The sequence below is a fragment of the Kangiella sp. genome (genome assembly GCF_048265365.1).
GTDB lineage: Bacteria > Pseudomonadota > Gammaproteobacteria > Enterobacterales > Kangiellaceae > Kangiella.
The window spans coordinates 1,350,346-1,365,840 of sequence record NZ_JBLXBT010000001.1 but is presented as its reverse complement, the minus strand read 5'-3'; the positions used below and the strand labels follow the sequence as shown (position 1 = coordinate 1,365,840).

The following is a 15,495-nucleotide window of genomic DNA, read 5'->3' as shown; positions in this document are numbered from 1 at the left end:
TTCAGTTAGTATTCATTCTAGTAAGCTATGATGAATCCAAGTATTTTTTGGGGAACCCGAGGAGAAATAGTATGAAAATATCGACCCCTTTTATGAAAACCCTTACTGCCGCAGTTGTTGCAGGCGTGATGGGTGTTGGTTGTACAACGCTTAATCCATACACTGGTGAAGAACAAACCAGTAAAACAGTTAAGTATGGCGCGATTGGTGCCATTACTTGTGGCCTGATTGGCGCAACTCGCGATAGCAAAAGTGCTCGTAACGCTGCTCTAGGTTGTGGTGCAATTGGTGCTGGTATCGGTGCCTACATGGACAGCCAGGAAGCGGAACTTCGCGAAGAATTGGCTGGGACAGGTGTGGGCGTTCAGCGTGACGGTGATCAAATTCACTTAATCATGCCTGGCGACATAACCTTCGAGACTGACCGTTTTGCCATTGATAGTGGTTTCTATCCGGTATTAGATTCAGTCTCTAAAGTACTCTACAAGTTTAAAGACACCAATCTGGAAGTAGCTGGCTTTACCGATTCTGTCGGTAGCGATTCCTACAACCAGGAGTTATCGGAAAAACGTGCTAACAGCGTAGCGTCTTACTTACGTCAGCGCGAGATTCCAAATAACCGTCTACGTGTGGTTGGTTATGGCGAACGCTACCCGGTAGCACCAAACGAAACAGAAGCTGGTCGCTCTAAAAACCGTCGTGTTGAATTGACCATTACCCCAGATCCACAGAACTAAGTGTATCTGTTCTTGTAAAAAGCGGCTTCGGCCGCTTTTTCTTTGCCTGTAAGCAATTAAGTTGATGCTTTTTTAAGGTCACTCCTTTCTATCAATAGCCGCATCTAGTAAAATTAGCGCAATTTTGAAAGGGTCCATTGACCCGAGCCCACTTTTATCTAGGAATACAAATGAGCGACAAAAAATCCCTGAGCTATAAAGACGCAGGTGTGGACATTGATGCAGGCAACGCCCTGGTAGACCGAATCAAAGACGTCTGCAAAAAAACTTACCGCCCTGAAGTGATGGGAAATATCGGTGGCTTTGGCGCACTCTTCGACTTGCCTTCAGGTTATGAAGAGCCGGCGCTTGTTGCCGGTACTGATGGCGTAGGTACGAAACTGCGTCTTGCCTTGAATCTGAAAAAGCACGATACCGTTGGGATTGATTTGGTTGCCATGTGCGTCAACGACTTGGTTGTTCAAGGCGCTGAACCTCTATTCTTCCTGGACTATTACGCTACCGGCAAACTGGACGTCGACATTGCAGCAGACGTGGTTACAGGTATTGCTAAGGGTTGTGAAATCTCAGGTTGCTCATTGATTGGTGGCGAAACTGCTGAAATGCCGGGCATGTATGAAGGCGATGATTACGACTTGGCTGGCTTCTGCGTGGGCATCGTTGATAAGAAAAAGATTATTGATGGCAGCAAAGTTAAGTCCGGCGATGTATTGCTCGGTTTAGCTTCAAGCGGCCCACACTCAAACGGCTACTCATTGATCCGCAAAATTCTTGAAGTCAGCGGTGCTGACGTTAATGCCGAGTTCGAGAATGGCAAAACATTAGGCGAAACCCTGTTAGAGCCAACCCGCATCTACGTTAAACCATTGCTTCGCCTGTTTAAAGAAGTGGAAGTTAAGGCTATTTCGCACATCACTGGCGGCGGTCTACAAGAGAACCTGCCACGTGTTATGCCTAAGACATCTAAGGCCATGATTAACACCAGCGCCTGGCAAATGCCTAAAATCTTCCAATGGCTCCAAACGGAAGGTAATGTCGATCGTCATGAAATGCACCGTACTTTCAACTGCGGTATCGGCATGGTTCTTGTCGTGAGCAAAGAGAACGCTGAAAGAGCCTCTGATTTATTACAAACGTTGGGTGAAACGGTCTATAACATTGGCTATATCGCTGCACGCGATGGTGATGAAGAACAAGTCGTTCTTTAAACCAACCCAATATGTCCAACATCGTTGTTCTTATTTCCGGTAACGGAAGCAATCTGCAAGCCATTATCGATAGCGTCCAAAACGGCGCTATCGATGGTCGTGTATCCGCTGTAATCAGTAATAAACCGGATGTCTACGGACTTGAACGCGCTACCCGTGCAAACATCCCAGCCATTGCGGTCGATCATACCCAATTTGCCAGTCGTTCTGACTTTGAACAGGCTCTGATTAAAACCATTGACCAATACCAACCAGACTTGGTTGTGTTGGCGGGATTTATGCGTATTCTAAGTTCAGAGTTTGTTCAGCATTACTTAGGCACAATGCTTAACATCCATCCGTCTTTATTACCTAAATACCCTGGACTCGACACACACAAGCGAGTACTGGAGAATGGTGATAAAGAACACGGAACCAGTGTACACTTTGTAACGGCTGAGCTGGATGGTGGCCCAATCATTGCACAACGGAGTATTCATGTTACAGCAGATGACACAGAGCAAACACTACAACAGAAAATTCAGCAACAAGAACACAAGCTATACTCACAAGTGGTTAGCTGGTTCTGCAGCGGCCGCCTTCAATTCAAAGATGGCCAAGCCTGGCTCGACCAACAGCCAGTTAAGCTCTCATAAGTCATCCGAGGGTATTTCCTCAGCTGTATTTTTAAGTCTATTCTCAAGCGCCCTGCTATTTTTACTCATTAGCTTATTCACTGCCACAGTAGCAGCTGAAGAACCAACTGCCGAATACAAAAGCACAGATCTGAAAGCCGTTAAGCCCTATTCCATACAATACAAAGTGATGCACGATGGCGACAAGATAGGAACAGCCAAGCGTACACTAGAGCAGCTCAGTAATGGCCAATGGCAATCTTCGATGAAGTCAGATATCAGTTATTATTTGCTTTCAGACGAACGTCGCGAAACCAGTCGCTTTGAAATAGTCGATGGAGTTATTCGCCCACTGCATTATCAAAGTTTTGCTGACACCAGCTTCCGTTCGGATCGGACTTTGACACAAAAGTTTGACTGGGACGCGATGCGTGAACAAGGCTCATACGAGGATAGAAAGTGGAACATGCAGCTACAGGACGGTCTACTCGATCCGCTCACTGAGGTTTTAGCAGTAAGAGAAACCCTGATGGCACAAAAGCCTCTGCAAGCTATCGACATCAGCTATCGAGGTGGTATTCGTCATCATGAGTTTACGGTGATGGGCGAAGAAACGCTAAAGTTAAAATCAGGCGACATTCGAACCGCAAAATTACAGCTGGTGGAAAAAGACGGTACTCGTATCACTAATTTCTGGTTTGCCATAGACCATGAAATGTTACTGGTCCAGATCCAAAGAATTAAAGACGATGAAGAAGAAGCCAAGTTAGTGGCAACCAGCTGGAAACTTTAACATTCTAAGGAAAAGTTATTACATAAAAAAAGCCAAAGGCAATGACGTCTTTGGCTTTTTTATTTTAGTAGGAACTGAGCTATTAGGTTTTCGGAAGAGTCACCCCACGCTGCCCCTGATACTTACCACCGCGATCCTTGTATGAGGTTTCACACACTTCGTCTGATTCATAGAACAACATCTGCGCTACGCCTTCATTGGCATAAATTTTTGCAGGTAATGGTGTTGTGTTCGAAAACTCGAGTGTTACATGCCCTTCCCACTCAGGCTCAAGCGGCGTGACGTTAACGATGATGCCGCAACGCGCATAAGTTGATTTACCCAAACACACGGTCAATACGTTGCGCGGAATACGGAAATACTCAATGGTACGAGCTAGCGCGAATGAGTTAGGCGGAATAATACAAACGTCACTTTTAACGTCAACAAAGCTGTTCTCATCGAAAGCCTTAGGGTCAACAATGGCTGAATTGATATTGGTGAAAATCTTAAACTCATCAGAACAACGCACGTCGTAGCCGTAGCTCGAAGTGCCATAAGATACGATACGGTGATCACCATTGTAACGAACCTGTCCTGGCTCAAATGGTTCAATCATTCCATCACTCTCCGCCATTCTGCGGATCCACTTATCAGCTTTTATTGTCATAGTCGTTTCTCTTTAATTTCTAATTATTACTTAACATTGCTCTAAACATTACAGTATCAACATTAAGTGTTATCAATCGTAATCGTCGGAAAGTCCGCTCTGAACTCTTTCTCTTGTAACGACAATTTAGCAGCAATGCGTTGCGCTATGTCAAGATACAAGTGACTTTCTGCACTTGCCGGATCGGCAATCACAGTCGGCTCGCCATTATCAGCCTGCTCACGAATGGATAAAGCCAATGGCAAACTACCCAATAGCTCAACCCCAATCTCCTGGGCCAGCTTGTCGCCACCGCCAGCACCAAAAATATGCTCCTGATGACCGCAGTTGGAACAGGTGTGCATGGCCATATTTTCGACCACCCCAAGAACCGGTACTGAAACCTTATTGAACATGGTCACCGCTTTTCGCGCATCGGCCAGAGCAATATCTTGCGGCGTGGTTACAACCACCGCTGCGGTGACTGGGATCTTCTGCGCCATGGTCAACTGTATATCGCCCGTGCCCGGTGGCAAGTCGATGATCAAGTAATCGAGAGCACGCCATTGAGTGTCATTAATCAGCTGTTGTAGTGCCCCGCTGGCCATTGGCCCACGCCATACCATAGCCTGCTCCGGCTTGACCAGATAACCAATCGACATCGATTGCAGGCCATGATTTTCAACCGGCAAAAGGGTCTTTTTATCGGTGCTCTCAGGGTGCTTGCCTTGTAGACCGAGCATAATTGGAATGCTGGGGCCGTAGATATCAGCATCTAAAATGCCGACATTGGCGCCTAAATGACTTAAAGCTAGCGCTAAATTAACAGAAGTAGTCGATTTACCCACACCACCTTTGCCTGATGCGACGGCAATAATATTCTTGATATCAGGCATGGCTTGTACTTTAGCGGGATGAGCATGGGACTCTACGCGCCAGGAAACCTTAGCTTGAGCCTCGATCTCAGGAAACTGTGCGTTAAGGTATTCGCAAACCTCACGCTCCAGCTCTTGCTGATAATCACCCATCGGAAAGCCCAATTTAATGGTCAAAATGACCTTATTTCCATCAATATCGGTCTTTTTAAGTGCTTTAGCGCTGATTAAATCGGTATCTAATTGACTGAGCTTCAGTTGGCTCAGCGCATCGTGGATCTGCTGTTCAGTGAGCATTCTGCTTATCTGTCCGGCTTATTTAAAAAAGTGGCTCAAAGTCTAAGTCTTTTAGGGCCGAAAACCAAGCCAGATCATGATATTTGGGCGAATTAGTTAATGAAAATTTGACCCAAAACAAGTAGTATTCACGGCTAAGTAAATGATCCACAAAACTAATTTCAGGACTCTATTTCAATATGAGCTCACAACGCAAAATTCTTGTTACCAGCGCCCTTCCCTATGCCAATGGCGATATCCACATTGGCCACCTGCTGGAATATGTGCAAACCGACATCTGGGTTCGCTTCCAGAAGTCTCGTGGCCATCAATGTATCTATGTCTGTGCAGACGATACTCATGGCACCCCAGTGATGTTACGCGCACAGAAAGAAGGCAAAACACCTGAAGACTTCATTAAAGAAAGTCATCAGGCGCACGCCCAGGATTTTGCTGACTGCTTGATTGGTTTTGATAATTTCCACAGCACCCACAGCCCAGAATCGAAAGAGCTGACGCAAGGCATTTACCTCAAGCTCAAAGAAAATGGTCACATCAGCTCAAAGACCATTAATCAATTATTCGATCCTGAAAAAGAAATGTTCCTGCCGGATCGTTTCGTAAAAGGCACTTGCCCAAAATGTGGCTCGGAAGATCAATACGGCGATAACTGCGACTCCTGTGGCGCAACCTATAGCCCGACAGAACTGAAGAATCCAAAGTCAGCAGTATCTGGTGCAACTCCAATTCTTAAAGAATCAGAACACTTTTTCTTTGACCTGAAAGGCTTCGAAGGATTCTTGCGCGAATGGTTAGGTGCTGACGGACACGTTCAATCAGAAGTACAAAACAAAATGAACGAATGGCTGGATGATTTGCGTCAGTGGGATATTTCACGCGATGCACCTTATTTCGGTTGGGAAATCCCGGGCGAAAAAGGCAAATACTTCTACGTCTGGCTGGATGCGCCAATCGGCTATATGGCCAGCTTTAAGAACTTGTGTGATAAGCGTGATGATTTGAACTTTGATGACTTCTGGGGCAAAGACAGCGACGCTGAGGTTTATCACTTCATAGGTAAGGACATCATTTATTTCCACACTCTGTTCTGGCCATCAGTATTAGAAGGCGCAGGATACCGCACACCAAGCGCGGTATGGGCTCATGGTTTTGTAACCGTCAATGGCCAGAAGATGTCAAAATCCAAAGGCACCTTCATCAAAGCACGTACTTACCTCAACCACTTCCGTCCTGAGTTCCTGCGCTATTACTATGCGGCAAAACTATCCAACCGCATTGATGACTTCGATTTAAATCTTGAAGATTTTGTGCAACGCGTTAACTCCGATTTAGTTGGTAAACTGGTCAATATTGCAAGCCGTTGTGCAGGTTTCATTACCAAACAGTTTGATGGAAAGTTAAGCGACAGCATCATTGAGCCAGAACTGATCAAGCAGTTCACCGATGCCTCAGAAGAACTAGCTCAGCATTATGAAAACCGCGATTTTGGTCGTGCCGTAAAACAGATTATGGCGCTGGCCGACAAAGCCAATGCATACATCGCAAACGAAGAGCCGTGGAATCTGGTCAAGAATGATGAAACCAAAGAACGCGCCCATCAGGTGTGTAGCCTTGGCATCAACATGTTCAAAATTCTGACCGCTTACCTAGCGCCAGTACTGCCCGAATTAGCAGGCAAAGTACAAGACTTCCTGAAATTGGATAACCTGGACTGGGCGAGTGCTCAAGACGTTTTAACGAATTACGAAATCAATAAATTCAAACCTATGATGCAACGCATCGATATGAAACAGGTCGAAGCCATGATTGAAGATTCAAAAGAAGACTTAGAACCGGAAGTAAAACCGGAAACACAACTGGATGATCCGATTAAAGATGAAATCCAGTTTGGTGACTTTGACAAGATTGATTTACGTATTGCTAAAATTGCCAAAGCCGAGCATGTGGAAGGGGCAGATAAACTACTCAAGCTACAACTGGATTTAGGTAATGGTGTCACCAAGCAAGTCTTTGCCGGTATTAAAGCCGCTTACGACCCTGCTGATTTAGAAGGCAAGCTAACCGTGATGGTCGCTAACCTTGCGCCACGCAAGATGAAATTTGGTATGTCAGAAGGTATGGTATTGGCAGCCGGCCCAGGCGGTAAAGATCTCTGGATCCTGAATCCAGACGAAGGCGCCCAACCAGGCATGCGGGTAAAGTAGCCAGAGAACAATAACAGGATTAATCATGACAGTAGCAGCAACAGAAACAGTGCAGACCGGTGAGACACAAGAAATCGTCACCACCTTTGCCAGCTATGGTTCAACTTGGGCCATGTACATTGGGCTAGTTTTATTGATGATTGGCATCATTTGGTACGCCACCCGAAAATGGCACTTCGCCATTAAGTGGTTTATCACCTCAGTTATACTGGCAGGAGCGCTCACTCCCGGCCACCCTGTGGATTATGCCGAAACCTACTCGCCGTTAGTCTTAAATTCCGTGGTGTTATTATTTGATGGCGACAGCGCAGGCTTCATGGCGGGCGTCAAAACCATTATCTGGGTATTCGTAACCATTTTTGTAGTTGGACTTGGCGCATGGTTCGGCTTTAAATTTTGGCGAAAGAAGCAAGCCCAAAGTAACGATAGAGCAACGCCAAATAAATCAAAAGCAAAACCTGAAGTTAAAAACATGGCAACACCTATCGAGCCATCCCTCGGTGAGGAAACCACAAAGAGTGAAAAAAGCTTTAATAGCGAAGAGCAACCCAATAAGTCATAAGCCCTTTAACTTTTTAATTTAGGATGGGTTAGCTCTTTGAGCCTAATCCATCCTATAAATTGCAAACCAAACCTATCTCAATACCCCGCCGCTTCGGCATTCGGACGGCGCGGATCAGCGGAACCATAAATATAATCTTCTACCTGTATGGATTGAGTACTGCCCATAGTGCTCGAATCATACAGCTCGTAGCCCTTGGCTTTGAGCAAATCACGGGTATCAGGATTAATCGCTGGCTCAACGAACAGACGATCCGGTAGCCATTGATGATGGAAACGTGCGGTATGGGTCGCTTCAGCCACATTCATATCATGATCGACGACGTTGACTACCATTTGCAGCACCGTAGTGATGATTCGGCTGCCACCAGGACTTCCGGTAACCAGCTTTACTTTGCCATCTTTAAAGACCATGGTTGGTGTCATAGAGCTTAAGGGACGCTTTTTAGGTTCAATAGCATTGGCTTCACCGCCAATCAAACCATAGGCATTAGGCGTGCCAGGTTTGGAGGAAAAATCATCCATTTCATTGTTCAGCAATATCCCGGTGCCAGCGGCGACTATCCCCGAGCCATAGGAAAAGTTCAAGGTATAGGTATTGGAAACGGCATTACCCCATTGATCCACCACCGAAAAATGCGTCGTATCAGGACTTTCGTATTTTGGTTTTGTGCCCGCTTCTATCTCGCTGGACGGAGTTACCTTATCCATCTCAATGGTCTTAGCCAGTTGCTTGCCATATTCCTTACTGGTCAGCCACTCAATCGGCACATCATAAAAATCCGTATCGCCCAAATGTTTGCTGCGATCTGCATAAGCCCACTTCATACTTTCGGTCATCACATGAATAGAATTGGCTGAGTTAACGCCCAAGTCTTTAATCGGGAAATGCTCAAGAATATTCAGCATTTGAATCAGGTGCACGCCACCAGAGCTAGACGGCGGCATGGTAACAATCCGGTGCCCACGATAATCACCCGTTAATGGCTTACGAACGACCGGCTTATAATTAGCAAGATCTTGCAGTGTGATTAGGCCACCATGCTTTTCCATATCCGCAACCAGTCGCTTGGCAATGTCTCCCTCGTAAAAGGCTTTTGAGCCATGCTTCTGTAATTGTTTTAGCGACCAGGCCAAATCAGGTTGCTTAAAGATTTCTCCTGCTTGATAGGTAGAACCATCCTTTTTATAAAAAGCCTTACGAGTCGCTTCATTGAGCATGCGGCTACTTCGGCGCTCCAGATTATTGGACAGGTCCCAAGTCACCTCAAAGCCATTCTCCGCCAAATCAATCGCTGGCTGAATCACCTCTTCCCACTCCATAGTTCCGTATTGCTCCAAGGCTAACTCCATGCCCGCAACGGTGCCCGGTACGCCTGCAGACAAATGGCTAAAGCGCGCTTTAATGGGATTCACACTGCCATCAGCATTCAGAAACAGATTACGATGTGCTTTAGCAGGTGCCATTTCACGATAATCAATCGCCACCGTTTCGCCTTTCTCGGCAAGGTGAACCAGCATAAAACCGCCTCCTCCCAAGTTACCAGCACGAGGCAGGACTACCGCCAATGCTAACGATGTTGCCACTGCAGCATCCACAGCATTACCACCTTTGCGCAAAATATCGCGGCCTACTCGACTGGCGATAAATTGTTGCGACACCACCATGCCGTTTTCTGCAACTTCCGGATGGTGAATACTCTGGTAATCAATAATGGCCGGCGCTTCTTTGCTCTCTGAGCTGGCATAAGCCACAGAACTGACCGATAGAGACAGCAGTAAGCTGGTTAAAACATAGAAAATTGGACGAATAAAAGTCATAACAAGAATTAAGGTCATTCAAAGATGCAGTCAGTGTAAACCATATCGGTATAAAGTCGAAGGCTCAGATATACACTTGTCGCAGGTGGGCACGCCAATAAGAAAACCTAAGGATTGACACTTGCCCACAGAGAATAACTCCTCCCAGAGTTTTGTCATTCCAAACTAGATTTGGAATCTGCTCTTTCGCTCTTTTAACTACTAAATTACGAATCCTGTCCGGATAGACAACACTACAGTTATATTTCTCAGAGCTGCGGACAAGTCATGACTTGTCCTAGATCCTGAATAAATTTCAGGATGACAAGAATAATAGGCTTTTGCCAAAGATTGACCCTAGCAGACTTCTTAGAACACCTTTAAGGAATGACGCTTGCCCACAGAGAGCATAACCTCAAGGAATGTCATTTGACCCACAGGGATGTGGGGAATGCAGGGGCAAATCCTGGAGAGTTGCCTGCCCAAACTGTGACCAGAGGGAATACCTATAGGGAATTCAGAATCTGCTCTTTCCCCCTCAAAACATCCCCACTTGTTTGATTCATATCAAGGGCTTTAACAAAAGCTACACCTAAAATGTGTCCATTAATGAGTTATACCCATAACTTAAAGAGTGCCGGGGAGAAATACCATGATGCCACTTGATCAGTTACGCTCAAAAATCGACGCCATTGATGAACAATTACTTAGCCTGTTAAAACAACGCTCTCAGGTGATTGACCAGATCTCTGATCTGAAAGGTGAGCTAGGCCTGCCATTACACTGCCCGGAACGGGAACGCCAAATCATCAGCGATATCTCTTCGCGCAACCCTACGCTTTACCATCAACTGGATCTGATCTGTATTTTCCGCGCAGTATTCAATGCCAGTTTAAATCTACAGCTTCTAAAAAATACCAAACAAGCAGGTTAACTCAATTCATGGAATTAGTATGTCCAGCGGGCAATTACCCGTCATTAGTCAAAGCCGTTGATCAGGGTGCAAACGCGGTCTACATCGGCTTTAAAAATGCAACCAATGCTCGCCATTTTTCAGGCCTCAACTTTAGTGAAAAACATCTGCACAAAGGCATCGAGTACGCTCATCAACATAACTGCAAAGTCTATTGCGCGATCAATACCTACCCAAGGCAGGATGGCTGGAAGACCTGGACATCCAGTGTCGACATGGCGCTGGATATTGGTATTGATAGCCTAATTGTTGCTGACAGCGGCATCATGGACTACATCCGTTCCCGCTCCAGTGAGTTTCCAATACACTTATCCGTGCAGGCCTCAGCAACCAACCTTGAAGCACTGAATTTTTATCATCAGAATTTTGGCATCAAGCGCGCCGTTCTACCGCGCGTTTTATCCTTAAAGCAGGTCACTCAATTAGCACAAAAATCACCAGTAGAAATTGAGGTCTTTGGCTTTGGCAGTCTCTGCATCATGGCTGAAGGTCGCTGTTACTTATCGTCTTATTTAACTGGCGAATCCCCCAATACTCAGGGTGTCTGCTCGCCCTCCTCTCATGTGCGCTGGGAAGAAAATGATGGCGTGCTTAAGAGTCGATTAAACAATCTGTTGATCGACCAGTTTGAGGAAGGTGAAAACGCAGGCTACCCGACACTGTGCAAGGGCCGCTTTGAAGTGGAAGGTAATATTGAATACGCATTGGAAGAACCGACCAGCCTCAATACTATGGACATTCTGCCTGAACTGCATCAGGCCGGTGTGGTGGCGATAAAAATTGAAGGTCGCCAGCGCAGTCCTGCCTACATTGAAACTGTGGCCAATGTCTGGCGCAAGGCGATTGACTCTGTTCTCAAAAACTCAGAGCAGCCCACCGAACAGGATAAACAAAAACTCACCGCACTTTCAGAAGGTCGCCAGACAACCATTGGCGCCTATGAACGTAGCTGGCAATAACCATTATGAAAACATCACTCGCAGCCGTCCCTTATTTTTGGACCAAACAAGACTATCAGGATTTCTATCAGCAGGTTGCTGACACCGATATTGATACCGTCTATCTGGGCGAAACCGTTTGCTCTAAACGTCGCAGCATGACACTGCAAGACTGGATGGAAATCGGCAAGCTGTTAGCCAGCAAAGGTAAACAAGTAGTTCTTTCAACCATGACCTTGCTCGAAGCAGAATCAGAATTGAACTACCTGAAAAAAATTGTCCAGCAAGGTGATTTCCTGGTTGAAGCCAATGATATGTCAGCGATACAAATTGCCAATCAAGCTAGCAAGTCGTTTGTCGCCGGTAATGCCATCAATATCTATAACAACCAGTCCCTAAGTCTGTTCAATAGATTAGGCATGACCCGTTGGAACATTCCGGTGGAACTGGGCCAGGAAGATCTCAAGCCCGTTATCCCGAAAGCACAAGAGCTTGGCGTTGAACTTGAGTATCAAATTTATGGGCGAATGCCACTGGCTTATTCGGCTCGTTGCTTTACCGCACGTCATCATGACTTACCAAAAGATCGCTGCCAGTTTAAATGCAAAGATGATGTGGAAGGAATTGAGGTTTCTACACGCGAAGGCGATAGCTTTGCGCAAATTAATGGCATCCAGACTCAGTCAGGCAAAGTCAGCAATTTGCTTAATCACTGGCAGAAACTACAAGCTGCTGGAATAGATTACGCGCGGATTGTACCGGTAGCCCCTGAAACGACCTTAGAGGTTATTCATGCACTGACTCATGCCATTAACAGCAACCAAACAACCGTTAATTTTGCAGACCACACACGCGAATACTGCAACGGCTACTGGTTTCAGATGGCAGGCCTGGAAATGATCGCCTGATAGTGCTGCAACAGACTCAGCACCACTTTGGGAATAGCCTCTGGGTCTAGCGTATCCAACGTATTTTTAACATGGTGCGCCAACTCTGTATCGCCACCAATGGTTAACTTTCGTTGGAAAAATAAAGTATCCGGATCAACCTTCTGCTGCACCATGTCAATTGCATCAACCGTCATAACCGACAAATGAGCATTAGCCTCGCACGCCTGGCGCACAACCTCACGACACACAAACTGTCCATTGCGAAAACCGAGAGTCACAAACAGTTGGGCATCCCGGATTTCAACCTGCAACCACTTACCGCTCAAATAATCAAAATCACCATCCGCAACCTGCTCCTGCAACACACGATTCAACACCGACTCAATCACTTTACGATTGATCACCTGCGGTACCAAGCGTACACATGAACCCAAATTTTTAGGAGCAACCCAAGAAGCAAATTTCGGCAATAAAGCAGACTTCAAATTATCAGCAAAAGGAAGCTTTAGAACACCAGTGGACTCAGTCATAACGATTAATCAATTGTTGAAATTGACTCATTATAAGAATTGCGCAGAAAATAAAGCATGACCTTGATCATGAGCCTCCTCATTCGTAGAGTGAGTATAGCGGCCAAGTACCATAGGATGGGTTAGCAAAGCGTAACACATCAAATAAGAGCAGATCCTGAATCGAGTTCAGGATGACAAGATTGTTAGGTCAAAAATAACTTTCTGACGTAGGGTGGGCCTTGGCCCACCACAAACAAACCAAAACTTAAGGAATGTCATTCCAAACTTGATTTGGAATCTGCTCTTTAGCTCTACTCTTTCTTCTTTTAAAATGTAAACTCAAACCCGACATAAACATTCCTACCATTGCCTGGCAATCGCTCCCCAACGGCTATATCACTACCCGCAGCACGATTCACGCCACCCAGATGCTCGACGTACTGTTTATCGAACAAGTTCTCAACACCAGCACGCACCGTCAGGCCACCATCAAACATATAATCGGCCATCCAGTCCCACACCATATACCCAGCAGTTTCGGTTTCATTATTAATACTCGACACCCGATCCTGATCCGCATAAACCTGCGCGGCGAATTGGGTACTAAACTGCACGCCCTGATAGCCCCACACAAATCGTGTATTGAGCGGTGCAATACGATACAAATTGATATCGCTGTCATCGCGCTCACCACGCACATAACTCACGACCCCGGACAAAAAGAAATCCGATGGCATGTCATAGCGCCAGTTGGCATCAAAGCCCCACAAGCTCGCATCAATATTGGTGAACTGCAATGGCGCAGGATCGCCCATCATTCCGGCAGCCATAATCGCGCGCTGATCTTCGCTTGGATTCGCTTCAATATAATCCTTCACCTGCGAATAAAACACGCGCGGCGACACTTTAAAACCGCCATTCACATAATCAAAACCGGTATCAATTTGATAGGCGGTTTCTGGGTCAAGATTGATATCGCCAATATAGGTTTTACCATCCGCCAGTCCGCCCGTAGACTGCATCGGAATCCACAGATAACGCTGCTGATAACTGGCCGCATGTTGCTTAATGCCCGCGCTGTAGTTCCAGATAAAACTCTCGCTCAGTATCGACTTACCATGATAGGTCACATCATAAGTCGTATCGCTTACACTGCGATCCGCCTGATTAAAGTCATTCTGCAAACCCGCAATCGCAGGACTCATCATCGCCATCGAATGCGCCACCTCGGCAGCATCGGCGCGGTTATACTTAACCCGAACGCCAAGGGTATCGCTACGCGCTTCTGAGCGCTGCCCCCACTGCACATAGGCGCTGTGACGGTCATCCTCAACCTGATTAAAATTAACCACACTGAACATCATATTATTGGGATTGCTAATATCCACATCATGCTCAGACAGATACCCCTGCAGTCCATAGACCCAGTCACCAGCTGTCAGTTGCAACTTATAATCTGAGCTCTTCGCCGCTGCATAGGTATATCGATGCGCAGTAGGATCAAGATTCACGCGCTGGCTAAAATTATCCATGCCATGGGTATTGTCCGAAGCACCGAACTGCCACTCCAGCACAGTGCTGCCTAACTGATGCTCGCCATCCAGGCTCCACTGCTCGCCATCCACATAATTGATATCCATTGGCAACGCAGGCGTGCCCGAGAAGCCGGTTTCGGTTTTGCCATAACGCAAACCTATGCGGCTATTATCGAACTCATAAGCCATATCCAAACCCGATTGCTGCTTATCATATGCGGTAGTAATGATATCGCGTCCCAGCGCATCCTCTGCATTATTGGCAGTCTGATCGCTGATAAAAGCATACACACCGAAATCATTAGTGCTGACGTTGATATCCCCGGCATAAGTCGTGCCGTCGTTAATCCCCGAATACCAGCTGCTCAAAGAACCCTCGACCGACAGTTCCTCAGAAGTACGCGCGCGTTTCAGATGCACATCCACCGCACCGCCCAGCGTATCGATTCCCGCAGTCACTGGTGCAATCCCGCGATACACCGTCATCGCCTCAACCGTCATCGGCACCGCATAAGTCAAAGGCGCATCCATCGCATTCGGCCCAGCACCAATCGCCGTACGACCATTCAAACTGACGCCAACCCGATCACCGAACATCCCGCGATACTGCGCAATCCCCGTCACCGGCCCATTCTTATTCACATTCGCCCCAGGCACCGTCTTCAACCACTGCGCTACATCCGACTCAACCGGATCCGCATCCGCCACCGACAAATCATCAGCCGAACCACGCGACGCACTGATCGTAATCACATCAATATGCTCGTCCTCAGATTCAACATCCTCAGCCAGCACAACCCCAGAATAAAAACAGCCAGACACAGCCAACGCAACCGCGCTCACACGAAAAGAATCAATAGAAAAGAAATTCATAACGCCCTCAGAAAAGAATTAAATCGGCGCTAATTGTATAGATACGAAAGGAAAAAA

The 15,495-nt window shown here is 46.5% G+C and carries 14 protein-coding genes; 9 read left to right on the top strand and 5 right to left on the bottom strand.

Annotation, left to right across the window (positions count from 1 at the left end; translation table 11 throughout):
• Positions 1-71: 71 nt before the first annotated feature.
• From ACN0VI_RS06365 to ACN0VI_RS06350, 4 genes are all read left to right on the top strand, one after another.
• On the top strand, positions 72-737 hold the full coding sequence (locus tag ACN0VI_RS06365; protein WP_331892296.1) for an OmpA family protein: 666 nt from the start codon (positions 72-74) through the stop codon (positions 735-737).
• 170 nt (positions 738-907) lie between these two features.
• Positions 908-1,945, top strand: coding sequence for a phosphoribosylformylglycinamidine cyclo-ligase (gene purM / locus ACN0VI_RS06360; RefSeq protein WP_331892294.1), 1,038 nt, complete (start codon positions 908-910; stop codon positions 1,943-1,945).
• An 11-nt stretch (positions 1,946-1,956) separates the two neighbouring features.
• Positions 1,957-2,580, top strand: a complete 624-nt coding sequence (purN, locus tag ACN0VI_RS06355; RefSeq protein WP_417446167.1) for a phosphoribosylglycinamide formyltransferase — start codon at positions 1,957-1,959, stop codon at positions 2,578-2,580.
• Positions 2,537-3,352 (top strand): DUF3108 domain-containing protein, encoded by an 816-nt coding sequence (locus ACN0VI_RS06350; protein ID WP_417446166.1) that lies wholly within the window; start codon positions 2,537-2,539, stop codon positions 3,350-3,352. The genes purN and ACN0VI_RS06350 overlap by 44 nt, the downstream gene beginning before the upstream one ends.
• An 82-nt stretch (positions 3,353-3,434) precedes the next feature.
• On the opposite strand, the gene dcd is transcribed toward ACN0VI_RS06350, so the two are convergent.
• Both dcd and apbC read right to left on the bottom strand, forming a co-directional pair.
• Positions 3,435-4,001, bottom strand: coding sequence for a dCTP deaminase (gene dcd, locus ACN0VI_RS06345; RefSeq protein ID WP_331890811.1), 567 nt, complete (start codon positions 3,999-4,001; stop codon positions 3,435-3,437).
• A gap of 62 nt (positions 4,002-4,063) precedes the next feature.
• A complete protein-coding gene (gene apbC / locus ACN0VI_RS06340; protein ID WP_417446165.1) occupies positions 4,064-5,152 on the bottom strand; it encodes an iron-sulfur cluster carrier protein ApbC in 1,089 nt (362 codons plus the stop codon).
• A 179-nt stretch (positions 5,153-5,331) separates the two neighbouring features.
• On the opposite strand from apbC, the gene metG reads away from it, so the two are divergent.
• Both metG and ACN0VI_RS06330 read left to right on the top strand, forming a co-directional pair.
• Positions 5,332-7,356 carry a methionine--tRNA ligase gene (gene metG / locus ACN0VI_RS06335; protein WP_417446164.1) on the top strand — a complete coding sequence of 675 codons (2,025 nt, stop codon included), beginning with the start codon at positions 5,332-5,334 and terminating at the stop codon, positions 7,354-7,356.
• Positions 7,357-7,381: 25 nt separating this feature from the next.
• Positions 7,382-7,918, top strand: coding sequence for a hypothetical protein (locus ACN0VI_RS06330; protein ID WP_417446163.1), 537 nt, complete (start codon positions 7,382-7,384; stop codon positions 7,916-7,918).
• A 77-nt stretch (positions 7,919-7,995) separates the two neighbouring features.
• Here ACN0VI_RS06330 and ggt read toward each other — a convergent pair whose 3' ends face one another.
• Complete coding sequence (ggt, locus tag ACN0VI_RS06325) at positions 7,996-9,756, bottom strand: gamma-glutamyltransferase (RefSeq protein ID WP_417446162.1); 1,761 nt, start codon at positions 9,754-9,756, stop codon at positions 7,996-7,998.
• Between the two features lie 613 nt (positions 9,757-10,369).
• On the opposite strand from ggt, the gene ACN0VI_RS06320 reads away from it, so the two are divergent.
• From ACN0VI_RS06320 to ACN0VI_RS06310, 3 genes are read left to right on the top strand one after another with little or no spacing between them, the layout of a single operon-like run.
• Positions 10,370-10,651: a chorismate mutase gene (locus ACN0VI_RS06320; RefSeq protein ID WP_331892262.1), complete on the top strand. Its 282-nt coding sequence runs from the start codon at positions 10,370-10,372 to the stop codon at positions 10,649-10,651.
• Positions 10,652-10,659: 8 nt separating this feature from the next.
• Entirely contained in the window at positions 10,660-11,649 is a 990-nt protein-coding gene (gene ubiU / locus ACN0VI_RS06315) for a ubiquinone anaerobic biosynthesis protein UbiU (RefSeq protein ID WP_331892261.1), read from the top strand.
• A gap of 5 nt (positions 11,650-11,654) precedes the next feature.
• Complete coding sequence (locus tag ACN0VI_RS06310; RefSeq protein ID WP_417446161.1) at positions 11,655-12,536, top strand: U32 family peptidase; 882 nt, start codon at positions 11,655-11,657, stop codon at positions 12,534-12,536.
• On the opposite strand, the gene ubiT is transcribed toward ACN0VI_RS06310, so the two are convergent.
• Positions 12,506-13,048: a ubiquinone anaerobic biosynthesis accessory factor UbiT gene (ubiT, locus tag ACN0VI_RS06305; RefSeq protein ID WP_417446160.1), complete on the bottom strand. Its 543-nt coding sequence runs from the start codon at positions 13,046-13,048 to the stop codon at positions 12,506-12,508. The genes ACN0VI_RS06310 and ubiT overlap by 31 nt on opposite strands.
• Before the next feature lie 308 nt (positions 13,049-13,356).
• Positions 13,357-15,438, bottom strand: coding sequence for a TonB-dependent receptor domain-containing protein (locus tag ACN0VI_RS06300; protein WP_417446159.1), 2,082 nt, complete (start codon positions 15,436-15,438; stop codon positions 13,357-13,359).
• Positions 15,439-15,495: the final 57 nt, after the last annotated feature.

Bases quoted from the DNA above. Each gene is read 5' to 3' on its own strand.
- ACN0VI_RS06365 (WP_331892296.1), top strand. From the start codon at position 72: ATGAAAATATCGACCCCTTTTATGAAAACCCTTACTGCCGCAGTTGTT.
- purM (WP_331892294.1), top strand. From the start codon at position 908: ATGAGCGACAAAAAATCCCTGAGCTATAAAGACGCAGGTGTGGACATT.
- purN (WP_417446167.1), top strand. From the start codon at position 1,957: ATGTCCAACATCGTTGTTCTTATTTCCGGTAACGGAAGCAATCTGCAA.
- ACN0VI_RS06350 (WP_417446166.1), top strand. From the start codon at position 2,537: ATGGCCAAGCCTGGCTCGACCAACAGCCAGTTAAGCTCTCATAAGTCA.
- dcd (WP_331890811.1), bottom strand. From the start codon at position 4,001: ATGACAATAAAAGCTGATAAGTGGATCCGCAGAATGGCGGAGAGTGAT.
- apbC (WP_417446165.1), bottom strand. From the start codon at position 5,152: ATGCTCACTGAACAGCAGATCCACGATGCGCTGAGCCAACTGAAGCTC.
- metG (WP_417446164.1), top strand. From the start codon at position 5,332: ATGAGCTCACAACGCAAAATTCTTGTTACCAGCGCCCTTCCCTATGCC.
- ACN0VI_RS06330 (WP_417446163.1), top strand. From the start codon at position 7,382: ATGACAGTAGCAGCAACAGAAACAGTGCAGACCGGTGAGACACAAGAA.
- ggt (WP_417446162.1), bottom strand. From the start codon at position 9,756: ATGACCTTAATTCTTGTTATGACTTTTATTCGTCCAATTTTCTATGTT.
- ACN0VI_RS06320 (WP_331892262.1), top strand. From the start codon at position 10,370: ATGATGCCACTTGATCAGTTACGCTCAAAAATCGACGCCATTGATGAA.
- ubiU (WP_331892261.1), top strand. From the start codon at position 10,660: ATGGAATTAGTATGTCCAGCGGGCAATTACCCGTCATTAGTCAAAGCC.
- ACN0VI_RS06310 (WP_417446161.1), top strand. From the start codon at position 11,655: ATGAAAACATCACTCGCAGCCGTCCCTTATTTTTGGACCAAACAAGAC.
- ubiT (WP_417446160.1), bottom strand. From the start codon at position 13,048: ATGACTGAGTCCACTGGTGTTCTAAAGCTTCCTTTTGCTGATAATTTG.
- ACN0VI_RS06300 (WP_417446159.1), bottom strand. From the start codon at position 15,438: ATGAATTTCTTTTCTATTGATTCTTTTCGTGTGAGCGCGGTTGCGTTG.